This window comes from Amycolatopsis sp. NPDC059021 (assembly GCF_042739895.1).
Lineage (GTDB): Bacteria > Actinomycetota > Actinomycetes > Mycobacteriales > Pseudonocardiaceae > Amycolatopsis.
The window spans coordinates 215,476-229,238 of sequence record NZ_JBHYIQ010000003.1; the positions used below are offsets into that span (position 1 = coordinate 215,476).

Below are 13,763 nucleotides of genomic sequence, written 5' to 3' on the forward strand. Positions count from 1 at the left end.
GGATCGACGATGAAGGAGCTGTCCGGACCGGAAGCGGTGGACCGGCTGATCAGCGCGGCGGGGGAGACCGGCCCGGTGATCGACGCCGCGGTCCGCGAAGTGGGCCTGGCGCGCACCGCGCGGATACTGGCCGACGAGGTGATAGACCGGAGTGCCTCGCCGCTCAACGACCATCCCGCGAAGATCGGCCTGTACGTGACCCACGGCGACGAACGCTGCGAGCTGGTCCTGGACGTGGCGCCCCGGACCCGGCCGGTGCTGGCCGAAAACCGGCCGGAGCACGTCGGGATGCTCATCGAGTACGCGGCCGCCGATCTCCTGCGCGACGTCTTCGGCCCGGTGACCGGCCAGCGTTCCGGGCGGCGCCGGACCGATCTGCTGCCCGCTCCGCAGCCGGGCGACCGGACGTCGTCCCGATCGCTGCCCCGCGAGGAGATCCGCTCGATCGTGCGGGCGGGCAGCGCGGTACTGGCGGGTTGTTCCCACGCGGCCCCGGATCTCGACCAGCTGGCACTGGAGTACATCTCCAACAAATGGGGCGGGATCCACTGGTTCACCCCGCATTACGCGCGGCACTTCGAGCCGCTGCGCAACCGCCCGGTGCGCGTGCTCGAGATCGGGATCGGCGGCTACCAGGACACCACTCTGGGCGGTGGCTCGCTGCGGATGTGGAAACGCTACTTCCACCGCGGCACGATCTACGGCCTCGACGTCTTCGACAAGTCCACAGTGGACCAGCAACGGCTCACCACCCTGCGGGGCAGTCAGGACGACCGGGAACTGCTCGCCTCGATCGGGCGGGAGTACGGCCCGTTCGACGTGATCATCGACGACGGCAGTCATCTCAACGACCACATCCTCACCTCGTTCGACGTCCTGCTGCCCTACGTCACGACCGGCGGCCTGTACGTCATCGAGGATCTGTGGACGTCCTACTGCACCGGGTATCGCGGGCACGCCACCGCCGCCGCGGCACCGGACACCGCACTCGGCCTGGTGAAACGGCTGGTGGACGACCTGCACCACGAGGAACATCCGCGGGAGAACGGGGAACTCGGGCACGCCGAAGCGAGCGTTGTCGGCATCCACCTGTACCACAACATCGTCTTCCTGGAGAAGGGCGTCAACGCCGAGGGTGGTATCCCGCAGTGGGTGGAACGCGAGCCCTTCTGGGAGAAGTGACTCGATCCGAGACCGGAAAGGAGCACCGCGGTGCGGCTCTTGTTCACCATGGCGCCGGGGTACGGGCATCTCTTCCCCTTGGTGCCCTTGGCCGTCACGGCCGCGATGGCCGGCGACGACGTGCTGATCGCCACCACGGGGCCCAACGTCGAGGCGGCCGCCAATGCGGGACTTTCCGCGTACGACGTCGCGGGCGGAGCGGATGTCACCGGTGTCTACACCGGACTCCAGGAAACCATCATGGCGCGCGAGCTGTCCGCGGACGAGCTGAAGGCCGAGGCTGGCCGCCGGTTCGGGGCGGTGGGCGAGCTGATGCTCGACGGCCTGGTCACCCTCGCGCGGCGCTGGCACGCCGACGCCATCGTGTATCCGCCCGCACTCGCCGCAGGGCTGCTCGCGGCCACGGCGGCCGGGATTCCGGCGGTACTGCACGGAATCGGCCTGCGACGGCCCACCTACCGCCCGGCGATGCTGGCGATGTCGGGGGCCGCCCGGCGGTGGGGCGTCGACGAACTGCCGGAACGGCCGCGGGCCGAGATCACCGTCTGCCCGGATTCGCTCGAACCGGAACCCGTGGGATCGGCCTTGCCGATGCGGTATCTGCCCTACAACGGCGGAATCGTCCTGCCGGAGTGGGCGATCGAGCGCGGGCAGCGGCCGCGGGTCTGCGTGACACTCGGCTCGTTGTCCGCCACGATCGGGCGTGGGGAACTGCTGGCGAAGGTGATCGACGCGGTGAGCGGGCTCCCGGTCGAACTGGTGCTCACCTCGGCGGGAGCAGGCCTTTCCGCGCTGCCGGATCCGTTGCCCGCCAACGTGCGCGTCGTGGATTGGCTGCCGATGCGGGTACTGCTGCCGACCTGCCGGGCGATCGTGCACCACGGCGGCGCCGGTACGACGTTCAGTGCCTTCGCCGCCGGGATACCGCAGGTGATCGTCCCGCACGGCGGCGACCGTCCGATGAACGCGCGGCTGATCGAGGCGAAGGGGGCCGGCGTCGAACTGTCCCTGGCGACCGCGGATCCCGAGGCGATCGCCGCGTCCCTCAACGAGGTTCTCCGCGCACCGGGCTATCGCGACGCCGCGCGCGCGATCGCCGGCGAACTGGCCGCCATGCCGGCGCCCGCGGAGGTGCTTCCCCGGCTCCGCGAGCATGCCGGGCTCAGCCGGTGATCGCGGTGGCCCCGGTTTCGGCGCGGCACAGCCCCCGGACCATGTCGACGAAGTTCGCTGCCACCGGTCTGTCGTTGCCGGCGCGCCACACCATCGTGAGGTCGGGAGCGGCGATCGCCGGCCGCAGCGGGCGGTACACGGTCTCCCCGAGGCGGACCTTCGCCACGCTGTCCGGGCCGATACCGACGCCGACGCCCGCCGCGACCAGGCCGAGCACGGTGTGCAGCTGACCGCTTTCCCCGCCGACGACCGGTTCGAACCCTTCGCGCGAACAGACCTGCAACACCTTCGAACGCAGGCTCGCCTCCCCTTCCGAGGGGGCGAGGATGAGGGGTTCTTCGGCGAGGAACGACAACGGGATCGACCGGTGACCCGCCAGCCGGTGGTTGCGCGACACGGCCACCAGCAGATGTTCCCTCGCCACCGGCAGCGAGGCCAGCGCCAGCCCGTGCGCCGCACGCAGCGGGGGACGGACGAATCCGACGTCGAGTCGCAGCGCGTCGATCTCGTACGCCTGGTCGGCACTCGTCAGCTCGACCGGTTCCAGGCTGACGCCGGGGTATCGCGACCGGAACTCGCGCAGCAGCGCCGGAAGTATCGAGTAGATGGCGGAGCCGATGAAGCCGATGCGCAGCTGGCCGTTGTGCCCGCGCGCGGCGCGGGAGGCCGAAGCCACCGCCTGGTCGGCGTGTCGCAGGGTCTTTCTCGCCTCGGTGATGAACGCGTGACCCGCCTTGGTGAGTTCGACCGATCTGCTCGTTCTGTCGAACAGCCGGGTACCCAGTTCTTTTTCCAGTGACTGGATCTGCTGGGACAGCGGCGGCTGCCGGATGCCGAGCGATTGCGCGGCCCTGCCGAAATGGCGGTGCTCGGCGACGGCGATGAAGTACCTCAAATGGCGGAGTTCCATCTGTGCCTTCCCTGTGTCGGGCCTTCCGGGCGGCGCGTCCGATACGCGGTGAGTACGCATCGATACGACGGGGCGAGTGTCACTTGAAAACGGTGAGCGGCTACAGCAGGATGACAGCAGGCATTCCGGACACGAATGACAGATCCGGTGGGCGAATCCCCTCCGCGTACGTGATCCCCAGCCGACCCAGCCGCCATTGACGAATTCACCAGGGGTTGTCCGAGGCATGGCCCAACCCCGGTTTCACCGTAACATCGCGCGGCACCGGGAGGCCAGGAATCCACGGCGGGCCCGGCTCGCCGGCGCGCTAGGACGCGGGCAGGCCGCGCAGGAGAACCGCCAGGAAGGACTCGAAACGCGGTGCCGGTCGCTCGGTCGTGTGCTGGTGTTCGAGGGCGAGCCAGCCGACCATGGCGGTGCTGAACACGTACCAGCTCTGGGTGGCCGGGCCGCGGGCGAGGCCTGCCTGCCGGAAGACCGCGATCACCTTGTCGCGCAACCGGTCGAAGGCGTCCGAGTAGTGCTGGTGCGTGCCGGAGAGGCGGAGGGCGTAGCCCGGTACGGTCAGGATCTCGCGGCGCATGGACCTGGCGAGCTGGGCGAGCCAGGACCGCCAGTCGCCGTCCACCGGGTCCTCCGCCGGCAGACAGCGTTCGATCACCGCGTCGCTGACCAGGCCGAGGAGTTCCTCCCGGCTGGATACCCAGCCATACAGCGAGGATTTCGCGACGCCGAGCCGGTCCGCGACCGCGTTCATGCTGAGGGTCTCCACGTCGAGTTCGAGGGCGGCGGCCGCGATCGCCTCGCGGCTCAGCCGTGCGGGGCGTCCTCGTTTCGGGCTCGACGGTGGCTGGCTCGACATGCCAGCACTGTAGCCCGGTTCTTTTTCGACCTCGGGTCGGAAATATGTTAGGCTAACCTAAGTCGTACTCGGTTGAAGGGGTGATCGGTTGTGGCGCTCGAGGTCGACGAAGGGGACTGGCCCCTGGTCCGCCTGCGGTACCGGGGAGCGCTCACCGCGGCGGACGTGACTTGCTTCCAGTCGGCGCTCACCGGCTATCTGGACCGCGGGGAGTGTTTCGCGGTGGTGGTCGCGGAAAGCCCGAGGGGACGGGCCGATCGAGGGACGGCCAAGCGGCAGATGGCCTGGCTGGAGGACGAGCGTGACCGGCTGGCCGAGTTGCACGCCGGGATGGCCGTCGTCGCCGATGACGACGAACTCGCCGCGGCCCGGCGTTCGGCGAAGGCCCGCGATCTCTCGCCCTATCCGATGCGCTTGTTCGCCCGCCTCGGGGAAGCGGAATCGTGGGCGTGGCGCCGGCTCGCGAGCCGGCGCCGGTGATTCCGCGATGCGCTCATCCCGGTGCGGATCGCTCTCGCGGCCTGGCGTATCCGGCGATCCCGCGCACCACGTTGACGAACGTCTCCAGTGCGGGGTTGGGATTGTCGGCGTGCCAGACCGCGGTCAGACTGGGCGCGAGCGGAACCGGTTCCAGGCGGCGGAAGACGATGTCCTCGTTGTGTACCCTCGCCAGGCTGCGCGGGGTGATCGCGATCCCGACCCCGGCGGCGACCAGGCCGATGACGCTGTGCAGGCACGCGGTTTCGGTCGCGATCACCGGTTCGAACCCCGACCGCATGCACAGGTCCATGACCTGTGTGTAGAGGCTCGGTTCGGTGTGGCGGCAGGCGAGGACGATCGGTTCCTCGGCGAGCATCGCCATGCGCACGGCGGGCCCGCCGGCGAGGGGATGCGAACGGGGCAGGAGCGCGACGAACGGTTCGCGGACGACTTCGAAGGTTTCCAGCCGCCGGTCGTGAGCCGCCCGCAGCGGAGGGCGGACGAAGCCGATGTCGATCCGGTCGGCTTCGAGCTGGGTGGCCTGCTCGGAACTGGACAACTCCAGTGGTTCCAGCGCGATCCCGGGACGGCTGACCCGGTAGGCGCGCAGGATGGGCGGCAGCACGGAGTACATCGCCGAGCCGATGAACCCGATGACCAGGCGTCCCGTTTCTCCCCGGGCGGCGCTCGCCGCGCTCGCCGCGGCACGGTCGGCGTGCCGGATGCATTCCTTGGCGGAGACCAGGAAAGCCCGGCCCGCGAGGGTGAGTTCGACCGACCGGCTGGTCCTGTCGAACAGCCGGGCGCCGACCTCGGTCTCCAGGGATTTCAGCTGCTGGGACAGCGGCGGTTGTTGTATTCCGAGTGACCGGGCGGCACGGCCGAAGTGGCGATGTTCCGCGATGGCGACGAAGTAGCGAAGGTGCCGAAGCTCCATCCCCCTGATCCCCCAGTTTGTTCGTCATATTCGGTCCATGACCGATGGATACTTTCTCGGTATTCTGCTTGCCCCGCCGGTCGCCCCCGGCAACGATGATAAGCGGGGCTTGGCCGCCGGAAAGCGATACGAGGTCCGCCTGGTGGGGCTTTTCGAGGTATCCGAATTTTTCGGCGTACCGCTGACTCTAACAGCGGGAAGATTTCTTAGCAAGGGTAGCCTAAGTTGTCCGGTATCGGCAGCGGTGCTTGACGATGCTTCAGGCGTATGGTAATCGCGAAATAAAGGGGAATGAGTGCGATGGTCGTCGAGTCGCGGCGGGAAATCGGACCCGATGAGCGCGCGGTGCCGAAGTTGCCGTGGCCGGTGCCGAGGGTGGATCCGCTCGGGCTCCCGACGGCGTATTCCCGGCTGCTGGCCGACAAACCGGTCAGCCGGGTCCGGCTCGCGACGGGGAACGAGGCCTGGCTCGTCACCAAGCACCGGGACGTGCGCGCGGTGCTGCTGGACGACCGGTTCAGCGCCGACGCCTCGCTGCCGAACTATCCGATCCGGAGCCAGGCGGGCAATCTTTCGGTACTGGGGCGCACCTTCGTCCGGATGGATCCACCCAAGCACACGACCTACCGGCGCATGCTGGGCGGCGACTTCTCCCTCAAGCGCATCCGCGAGTTGTGGCCGCGGATCGAGCGGATCGTGGAGGAGAGCTTCGAACACCTCGCGGCGCAGCCCCGCCCGGCGGACTTCGTCCGGGACTTCGCGCTGCCCATCCCGTCCCGGATCATCTGCTCGATGCTCGGCGTTCCCTACGCCGACCACGCCCACTTCCAGCGGCTGTCGACCGAGCTGATCGACCACAGCCTGCCGCGGCAGCGGAACCTCGACGCGGGCGGTGCCCTCAACGACTACCTGACCGGCATCGTCGCCGCGAAGGAGGCGGATCCCGGCGACGACATCCTGACGAAACTGATCGGCCAGTACCGGCGCGGGGTCCTGGAACGGTCCGAGATCGCCGACATCAGCCTGCTGCTGCTCGTCGCCGGGCACGAAACCACCGCCAACATGATCACGCTCGGAACAATGGCGCTGCTGCGCGACCGGGGCAAGGTCGAAATGCTCCTCGCCCGGCCCGACCTGCTGGAGAACGTGGTCGAGGAACTGCTGCGGTACCTGACCGTCTTCCAGCTCGGCATGGGCCGGGTCGCGCTGGCCGACGCCGAGGTCGGCGGGGTCACCATCCCGGCGGGCTCCGGAGTGCTCGTCCTGCTGCAGACCGCCAACCGCGACGAGGACGTGTTCGCCGATCCGGCGGAACTCGACCTTTATCGAGAGACGAAACAGCATGTCGCCTTCGGCTACGGGGTCCACCAGTGTCTCGCGCAGAATCTGGCGAGAGCCGAGCTGCAGGTCGTCTTCGGCAGGCTGTTCCAGCGTTTTCCCGGACTGCGCCTGGCGAAACCGATCGAGGAGATCCCGTTCCGGGAGGCCTTGACCGTGTATGGCGCTTTCGAGATGCCCGTGACCTGGTGAGACCGAGTGAAAGGCCGTTGTCATGAACTCCGAAGCCCTTGCACGCCAAGACGTCCGGCTCTCCGCGGGAGCCGAGGCGTACCTGGATCTGATCAAGCGCTGCCTGACCCGGTACTCGGACGGCCGTGTGTTCCTGGGCCCGCCGCTCGAGCGGCCGCGCACGATGACCGAAATCGTCGAGGGCAGATTCGCGCATCAGGACGCGGACACGATGATCGGCTGGCCGCGGCTGGACAATGTGCGTACCTGCGTGGAAACCGCGCTCCGGGACGGCGTTCCCGGCGACCTGATCGAAACCGGCACCTGGCGGGGCGGCGCCTGTGTGTTCATGCGCGCGATCCTGCGTGCCTGGGACGTCCGCGACCGGACGGTCTGGCTCGCGGACTCGTTCGCCGGTTTCCCCGAGCCGGATACCGAGAGGTTCCCCGCCGACGAGTTCTTCAAGACGGACACCGTGAAGAAGTACCTGGACGATCTGGGGTACCCGATCGCGATCGACCTGTCGGAGGTCGAGGCCAGGTTCCGGCAGTACGGTCTGCTCGACGAGCAGGTCAGGTTCCTGCCGGGCTACTTCTCCGAAACCCTGCCGAACGCCCCGATCCCGCAGCTGGCGGTGCTCCGGCTCGACGGGGATCTGTACGAATCGACCTACGCGGCACTGGAGTTCCTGTACCCCAAGCTGTCGGCGGGCGGGTTTTGCATCATCGACGACTACAGCCTCGAGACCTGCCGTCAGGCGGTCGGCGACTACCGGCACACGCACGGCATCGAGGAGCCGATCGAGGAGATCGACTGGACCGGAGTGTTCTGGCGCAAGGCGGGACGCTGACCGGACATATTTTCCGACTCTCGGTCGGAAAATATGTTAGGCTCGCCTTCGTCGGAAGAGTTCCTGGGGTGCGGAGGTGAGCGAGGTGCCCGACGGGGGGCGGACGAGCGCGGCGGGACCCGGTGGGATCACCGCGGCGAACGGGAAGCCGGCGGTGGCCGAGAGTGCGGGAACCGGTCCGTCCTCGGCCCGGTGGGCCGTTCTCGTGGTGGTCTGCCTGGCGCAGTTGATGGTCTTCCTGGACGGGCTGATCGTGACCGTCGCGCTGCCCTCGATCCGGGCGGACCTCGGCTTCACGTCGTCGGGCCTGCAGTGGGTGGTCAACGCCTACACCACGACCTTCGCCGGGTTCCTGCTGTTCGGCGGCAGGCTGGCCGACTTCTTCGGGCAGCGGCGGATCTTCCTGGCTTCACTGGCCGTTTTCGTGCTCACCAGCATGGTGGGCGGGCTGGCGCCGGACGCCGGCACCCTGGTCGTCGCCAGAGCGGTGCAGGGGATCAGCAGTGCCGCGTTGTCGCCGGTGACGCTCACGATCCTCACCACGACCTTTCCCGCCGGGGCGGCTCGCTCGCGCGCGCTCGGGGTGTGGAGCGCGGTGGGGGCTGCCGGCGGGGCGGCGGGCGCGTTGCTCGGCGGTGTCCTCACCGAAAGCCTTGGCTGGCGGTGGATTCTGTTCATCAACCTGCCGATCGGCGTGGCCGTGCTGATCGGGGCCTGGTGCACGCTGCCCCGGGGCCGGGGCGCCGCGGCACGGGTCCGGCTGGACGTGGCGGGCGCGACGCTCATCACCGTCGGGCTGGTCGCTCTCGTCTACGGCATCGTGACCAGCGACGACCGCGGCTGGGCCGACCCGGTGACGCTCGGGGCGCTCGGGATGGGCGTGGCGCTGACCGGTGCGTTCCTGGCGCACCAGCGCTGGTGGGCCAAGGCTCCGTTGCTGCCCTTGAACTTCTTCGCGGCGGGCTCGGTGGGGATGGCCAACCTCGTCATGTTCTTCCTCGGTGCCGCCTTCTTCACCAGTTACTACCTGCTCTCGCTCTACGTGCAGAACGTGCTGCACTACTCGCCGCTGGCCGCGGGACTGGTGTTCCTGCCCGCCACCGCGGCGGTCGCCGCCGGTGCGCAGGTGAGCGGGCGGCTGCTGGCCAGGTGGGGGACGCGCCCGCTCGCGGTCGTGGGCGCCGTGCTCGCCGCGTGCGGATTCGGCGTGCTGAGCACGATCGACGGCGCGGGGACCTACCTGGGCACGCTGGCCGGGCCGACCGTGTTGTTCAGCTTCGGTATCGGGCTGGCGTTCACGCCGATCACGGTGGCCGCCACCAGCGGCGTCGAGCCCGCCCGCGCCGGGCTGGCGTCGGGAATCCTGAACACCACGAGGCAGGTCACCGGGGCGCTCGCGATCGCGGTCTTCACCACGGTGGCCACCACGCACACCCGGACACTAGTGGGCTCTGGCCGGTCCGGCCTGGAAGAAGCGCTCGCCGCGGGATACGGGCGGGCGTTCCTCGCCGGTGCCGCGGCGTCCGTGCTGGCCGCCGCGCTGGCGCTTCGGCTCCGCGCCGCGCGACCGAGGTGAGCCTCACCCGGTTCGCACGCCGATGAAGTCCATTGTGGACTTGGTGGTGGCGGCCGCGTTCCGCCGGCCCCTCAGCGCGTGGCCGGAAGCCTGGTCGGCGGCCCGATGGCCGCGGAAGAACGGATCGCTCGTCGCTGGGAGAGCGTCGGCTTCCCGGCCGGTGCCCGCCTCGCCGCCGCCACCGCGAGTTCCTGTGCCGACTGATATCGCTCCCCATCCGTGGCCGGTCCCGTTCATGTCCACAGTGGACGTCAGGCGGGAACCGCGCCGCGCGATGCGGCACGGGCCAGTCCAGTCCAGTCCTTTTCCGACGTTGGGTCGAAAATATGTTAGCCTAACCTAAGTCGAAGGGCGTGGTCAGGAGGTTCCGATGGCGTGCGAGGCGGGCAGGGGGCCGGTCGGATGACCGTCTCGGTGGTGAGGCCGGGCAAGCCACGGGAACTTCACCGGTATCTCGTTCCGCTCGCGGTGCTCTACAGCGGCCAGTTCATCGCGACGGGCGTGATCGCCGCGCTGCCCGCGTTGCTCCGGCAGCGTGGGGCCTCGCTCGGTGAGGTGGGGGCGATCTCGCTGGTGTCCTTCGCGACGGTGGCGAAGATCTTCTGGGCGCCGCTTGTCGACCGATATGGCCGGTATCGTTCGTGGCTGGCGTTCTCGCAGCCGGCCGTCGTGCTGACGCTGGCCGTACTGGCCGCCCTCGATCTTCGCGGCGATTTCCCCGTCGTTTTCCTGGCGGCGTGTGTGCTGATCGCGCTTGTCGGTACTCAGGACATCGCGACCGACGCGCTGGCCGTGCGGCTCAGCGGGGAGCGGGAACGGGGAGCCGTGAACGCGATCCGGGTGGGTGCCGGTTTCGCGGGAGCGATCGTCGGCACGAGCGCCACGCTGATCATCACGCAGCACTGGGGCTGGCCATGGGCAGCCACTGTCGTGGCGGCGGCGGGTCTGGTGCCCTTGCTCGTGCTGAGACGGCTTCCCGGTCCCGCGGCCACGCCGCGTGCCCGGCACCGGCCGGGGCTCGCGGAGGCGGCACGCATCCTGCGCCGACCGGGGACCCTGTGGTGGATGGGGGCGATCCTGCCGCTGGCCTGGGGCGGCATCATGCTGGCGCAGTCCCTGCTGGCACCGATGCTCGTCGATCAGGGCTGGGATCTGGCCTGGCTGAGCCTGCTGACTTCGGTACTGCCCGGAACGGCCGGGATCGCGGGCGCCGCGGTGGCCGGGCGGGCGATGCGGCGATACAGCCGCCGCCGGACGTTGCTGTTCGCCATCGCGGGGGAGGTGGTCGCCATGGCCGCCTTGCTCCCGGTCGCCTTCGGCCGTGCGGAGGCGGTGACGTTCGGCGCGGTGGTGGTGCTCGGCGCGATCCGCGGTGTGACCAACACGGTGATCTTCACGGTGTCCATGGACCTGTGCCGGACGGCCACCGCCGGCAGCGATTTCACGCTCTTCTCCAGCTGGGGATACACGATCGCCATCGGCGCGGCCTCGCTCGGCCCGGTGCTCGCGGGCGCGTGGGGTTACCCGGCGACGATCCTCGCCGCGGTCGCGCTGACCGCGCTCAGCCTGTTCTTCGTCTGCACCCGGTTTCCGCTCCGCCAGGCACCCACGCCCGCCGGGATCACCGCCGCCGGGCTGGATGCTTGAGCGAGCCGGCTCAAGGGTAAAGCCGGTGCCGCTTGAGGATCTCGACGAGTTCACCGAGGGGCAGCCCCTCGCGCGTGCCGCGGTTCCCGGTCATGCGTTCGGCTTTCGTGGCCGAGTTGAGCAACGCCTCCTGGGTCGCTTCGACCACGGCGTGGAAGAACGGGTCGATCTCGTCGTTGTCGATCGCCTTGGCCTCGCGCAGCGGATCGCCGGGACGGATGTCGTTGCCGGTCGAGAAGGCGAGGTAGATGTCGCCATCGCCATTGGACGCGACGCCGCCGACCAGGCCGAGGCCGATGCCCGCGCGTTCGGCGAGCCGGCGGCACTGGCCGGGCAGCAGGGGCGCGTCGGTCGCGACGACGATGATGCACGAGCCCTGGGACTTGTCCGGCGCGGGTCCCAGCGGTGGGGGCGGAGGCAGTTCCGCCCCGATCGGCGCGCCCTTGACCAGCAGATCGCGGGGCCTGCCGAAGTTCGTCTGCGCGAAAACCCCGACGGTGTAGGCGTTTCCGTGGTGATCGACCCGGCGCGACGACGTCCCGCTGCCGCCCTTGTAGCCGAAGAAGGACATACCGGTGCCGCCGCCGACGTTGCCTTCGGCGGGCAGGCCGCCCTTCGCGTCGGCCACCGCTGCCCGCACGTCGTCCTCGGTGATCCAGAAGCCGTCCATCTGGTTCAGCGGGCCGTCCCAGGTTTCGGCCACCACGGGCAGCCGCCAGGCGAGCGCCTTGTTCCGCTCGGCTTCGAGCTTGACGAGGGTGTCCCGGACGATGCCGACCTGATGGGTGTTGGTGATGCCGATGTCCGAGGTCAGCCAGCCGGATTCGGCGATCCAGTGCGCCCCGGTCAGTTCGCCGTTGCCGTTGTGCGCGTGGATTCCCGCGTAGCAGTGGTTGCGCCAGACGGGTTCGTCGCGGGGCACGATGATCGTGACGCCGGTCCTGGCGATGTTCGGCGGCGGGCCCGGCCGGTCGAAGATCAGCGTCCGGTAGCCGACCGCGACCCCGGGCACGTCGGTGATCGCGTTGTACCGGCCGGTGGGCAGCTCGCCGATGACGATGCCCAGTTCCCGTAGCCGGTACCGCCGCCCGCGCCGGATTCCGTCTCGCACCTCCGGTGGCAGTTCGCCCGCCTCGGCGGTGCCCGAAGGGATCGCCATCGTCGCGGCGGCGGCTTTGAGCATCGTCCGCCTGCCCACCGGGTGCGGGTCGTCTTCCCACGCCGACCGATTCACGAGCGCCTCCCGGGTCACCAGGGTGAGATCCGAGCATGGCACGTCCGGCCGCGTCCGGGGAAGCCCAGCGGATTGCCCATCGTCCACTGTGGACACCGGGAACACACCTACGAAGGTGGGTTTTCAGCGTCGTGGTACGCGAGGAACCTGGAGCTCGCCTTGCCTGTTCTCGCGGTCGCCGGTGAACGCGCCGGCCGGCGCCGTGCCTGACCGGAAGGAATCCTTGCGATGAAACGACTACGACAACGCGTCGCGCTGCCCGTGGCCGCCGCCTGTGTCACCGCCGCGGTGGCCGGAACCCCGGCGGCGGCCGCGCCGCACGGCACTTTCGCGCCCTCGGCGGCATCCGTGGCGGTCGCCCACCTGGTGGCCACCACGGGTGCCGACCCGGCGCGCGCGGCGCACGTACTCGCGGTCCAGCGTGCCGGCGCGGCGAAAGTCCAGGAACTCGACCGCCAGCTCGGTGCTCGCTCGGCGGGCGGCTACCTGGATCCGCGTACCGGATCGGCCGTGGTCAACGTGCTCGACGCGCGTGCGGCCGAGACGGTCCGCGCGGCGGGTGCCACGCCGCGCTCGGTGCGGTACGGCACCGCGGAACTGACGTCCGTGCAAGCGGCACTCCAGCCGGTGCCGAACACGTCGACCGGCCTCGATCCGGTGGCCGATCAGGTCGTGCTGACCGTTTCCGACGCGGCCCCCGCCGACCGGGTCGCGGGACTGCTCGGCACGGCACGCGCTTTCGGCGACCGGGTCCGGGTGGACCGCGCGCACGGCGTCTTCCAGCCGCTGATCTACGACGGTGACGAGATCAGCAACGGGCAGTCGGTCTGCTCCGCCGGATTCAACTCGAACAAGGGCGGGCGGAACTACATCGTCGACGCCGGGCACTGTGCCCAGGGTTTGCCGTACTGGCAGGGAATCGGCCCGACGGTGGACGCCCGGTTCCCCGGGACGGACTACAGCCTGATCCGCAACGACTCCGGTGACGCGCCGGGTGCGGTGAACCTGTACGACGGCTCCACGCAGCCGATCACCGCGGCGGGCGACGCCACCGTCGGCGAGCAGATCTGCAAGAGCGGGCGCACCACCGAGGTCACCTGTGGTTCGGTGCAGGCGCTGAACGAAACCGTCGACTACGGCGACGGCCAGGTGGTCCGCGGCATGGTGAAGACCGACACCCACGCCGATCACGGCGACAGCGGCGGCCCGTGGTACGACGGCGCGACCGGGCTGGGCATGACCGGCGCGGGCGACACCGTCTCCGTGACGTGGTTCCAGCCGCTGACCGCGGCGCTGCGCGCGTACGGAGTTACCCTGAACCGCTGACCGTCCTTTGTGGATCCGAGTTGGCCAAGGGCCGTGAAGGCCTCCTTCACAGCGCTCAACGCTGTGAAGGCTGTCTC

Annotated in this window: 13 protein-coding genes; 9 read left to right on the forward strand and 4 right to left on the reverse strand. The window is 69.6% G+C overall.

Going from position 1 to position 13,763, the window contains the following annotated elements:
* Positions 1-9: 9 nt before the first annotated feature.
* Both ACFWX1_RS02765 and ACFWX1_RS02770 read left to right on the forward strand, forming a co-directional pair.
* The gene (locus ACFWX1_RS02765; RefSeq protein ID WP_378383121.1) at positions 10-1,182 is read left to right on the forward strand and encodes a class I SAM-dependent methyltransferase; all 1,173 of its coding nucleotides are present in this window, start codon (positions 10-12) and stop codon (positions 1,180-1,182) included.
* 30 nt (positions 1,183-1,212) lie between these two features.
* Positions 1,213-2,355: a nucleotide disphospho-sugar-binding domain-containing protein gene (locus ACFWX1_RS02770; protein WP_378383123.1), complete on the forward strand. Its 1,143-nt coding sequence runs from the start codon at positions 1,213-1,215 to the stop codon at positions 2,353-2,355.
* Here the strand turns inward: ACFWX1_RS02770 and ACFWX1_RS02775 are convergent.
* Together ACFWX1_RS02775 and ACFWX1_RS02780 are read right to left on the reverse strand one after the other, a co-directional pair.
* Positions 2,345-3,265 carry a LysR family transcriptional regulator gene (locus ACFWX1_RS02775; RefSeq protein ID WP_378383125.1) on the reverse strand — a complete coding sequence of 307 codons (921 nt, stop codon included), beginning with the start codon at positions 3,263-3,265 and terminating at the stop codon, positions 2,345-2,347. The genes ACFWX1_RS02770 and ACFWX1_RS02775 overlap by 11 nt on opposite strands.
* 307 nt (positions 3,266-3,572) lie before the next feature.
* Complete coding sequence (locus ACFWX1_RS02780) at positions 3,573-4,127, reverse strand: TetR/AcrR family transcriptional regulator (RefSeq protein ID WP_378383127.1); 555 nt, start codon at positions 4,125-4,127, stop codon at positions 3,573-3,575.
* Between the two features lie 90 nt (positions 4,128-4,217).
* Between ACFWX1_RS02780 and ACFWX1_RS02785 the strand changes: the two genes are divergently transcribed.
* Positions 4,218-4,607, forward strand: a complete 390-nt coding sequence (locus ACFWX1_RS02785) for a hypothetical protein (protein WP_378383129.1) — start codon at positions 4,218-4,220, stop codon at positions 4,605-4,607.
* A 13-nt stretch (positions 4,608-4,620) separates the two neighbouring features.
* Here ACFWX1_RS02785 and ACFWX1_RS02790 read toward each other — a convergent pair whose 3' ends face one another.
* Complete coding sequence (locus ACFWX1_RS02790) at positions 4,621-5,544, reverse strand: LysR family transcriptional regulator (RefSeq protein ID WP_378383131.1); 924 nt, start codon at positions 5,542-5,544, stop codon at positions 4,621-4,623.
* Positions 5,545-5,835: 291 nt separating this feature from the next.
* Here ACFWX1_RS02790 and ACFWX1_RS02795 point away from each other — a divergent pair, with 291 nt between their 5' ends.
* From ACFWX1_RS02795 to ACFWX1_RS02815, 5 genes are all read left to right on the forward strand, one after another.
* Complete coding sequence (locus ACFWX1_RS02795; RefSeq protein ID WP_378383133.1) at positions 5,836-7,074, forward strand: cytochrome P450; 1,239 nt, start codon at positions 5,836-5,838, stop codon at positions 7,072-7,074.
* A 22-nt stretch (positions 7,075-7,096) separates the two neighbouring features.
* Positions 7,097-7,903: a TylF/MycF/NovP-related O-methyltransferase gene (locus ACFWX1_RS02800; protein WP_378383135.1), complete on the forward strand. Its 807-nt coding sequence runs from the start codon at positions 7,097-7,099 to the stop codon at positions 7,901-7,903.
* 76 nt (positions 7,904-7,979) lie between these two features.
* Positions 7,980-9,479: a DHA2 family efflux MFS transporter permease subunit gene (locus tag ACFWX1_RS02805; RefSeq protein WP_378383137.1), complete on the forward strand. Its 1,500-nt coding sequence runs from the start codon at positions 7,980-7,982 to the stop codon at positions 9,477-9,479.
* Positions 9,480-9,557: 78 nt separating this feature from the next.
* A complete protein-coding gene (locus tag ACFWX1_RS02810; RefSeq protein WP_378383139.1) occupies positions 9,558-9,683 on the forward strand; it encodes a hypothetical protein in 126 nt (41 codons plus the stop codon).
* Positions 9,684-9,881: 198 nt separating this feature from the next.
* Entirely contained in the window at positions 9,882-11,126 is a 1,245-nt protein-coding gene (locus ACFWX1_RS02815; RefSeq protein WP_378383141.1) for an MFS transporter, read from the forward strand.
* A gap of 10 nt (positions 11,127-11,136) precedes the next feature.
* On the opposite strand, the gene ACFWX1_RS02820 is transcribed toward ACFWX1_RS02815, so the two are convergent.
* Positions 11,137-12,360 carry a P1 family peptidase gene (locus ACFWX1_RS02820; RefSeq protein WP_378383143.1) on the reverse strand — a complete coding sequence of 408 codons (1,224 nt, stop codon included), beginning with the start codon at positions 12,358-12,360 and terminating at the stop codon, positions 11,137-11,139.
* A 228-nt stretch (positions 12,361-12,588) separates the two neighbouring features.
* On the opposite strand from ACFWX1_RS02820, the gene ACFWX1_RS02825 reads away from it, so the two are divergent.
* Positions 12,589-13,686, forward strand: coding sequence for a S1 family peptidase (locus ACFWX1_RS02825; RefSeq protein ID WP_378383145.1), 1,098 nt, complete (start codon positions 12,589-12,591; stop codon positions 13,684-13,686).
* Positions 13,687-13,763 lie beyond the last annotated feature (77 nt).

Excerpts from the sequence above, each read along its gene's own strand:
- ACFWX1_RS02795 (WP_378383133.1), top strand. The coding sequence starts at position 5,836 with ATGAGTGCGATGGTCGTCGAGTCGCGGCGGGAAATCGGACCCGATGAG.
- ACFWX1_RS02780 (WP_378383127.1), bottom strand. The coding sequence starts at position 4,127 with ATGTCGAGCCAGCCACCGTCGAGCCCGAAACGAGGACGCCCCGCACGG.
- ACFWX1_RS02815 (WP_378383141.1), top strand. The coding sequence starts at position 9,882 with ATGACCGTCTCGGTGGTGAGGCCGGGCAAGCCACGGGAACTTCACCGG.
- ACFWX1_RS02775 (WP_378383125.1), bottom strand. The coding sequence starts at position 3,265 with ATGGAACTCCGCCATTTGAGGTACTTCATCGCCGTCGCCGAGCACCGC.
- ACFWX1_RS02825 (WP_378383145.1), top strand. The coding sequence starts at position 12,589 with ATGAAACGACTACGACAACGCGTCGCGCTGCCCGTGGCCGCCGCCTGT.
- ACFWX1_RS02790 (WP_378383131.1), bottom strand. The coding sequence starts at position 5,544 with ATGGAGCTTCGGCACCTTCGCTACTTCGTCGCCATCGCGGAACATCGC.
- ACFWX1_RS02800 (WP_378383135.1), top strand. The coding sequence starts at position 7,097 with ATGAACTCCGAAGCCCTTGCACGCCAAGACGTCCGGCTCTCCGCGGGA.
- ACFWX1_RS02765 (WP_378383121.1), top strand. The coding sequence starts at position 10 with ATGAAGGAGCTGTCCGGACCGGAAGCGGTGGACCGGCTGATCAGCGCG.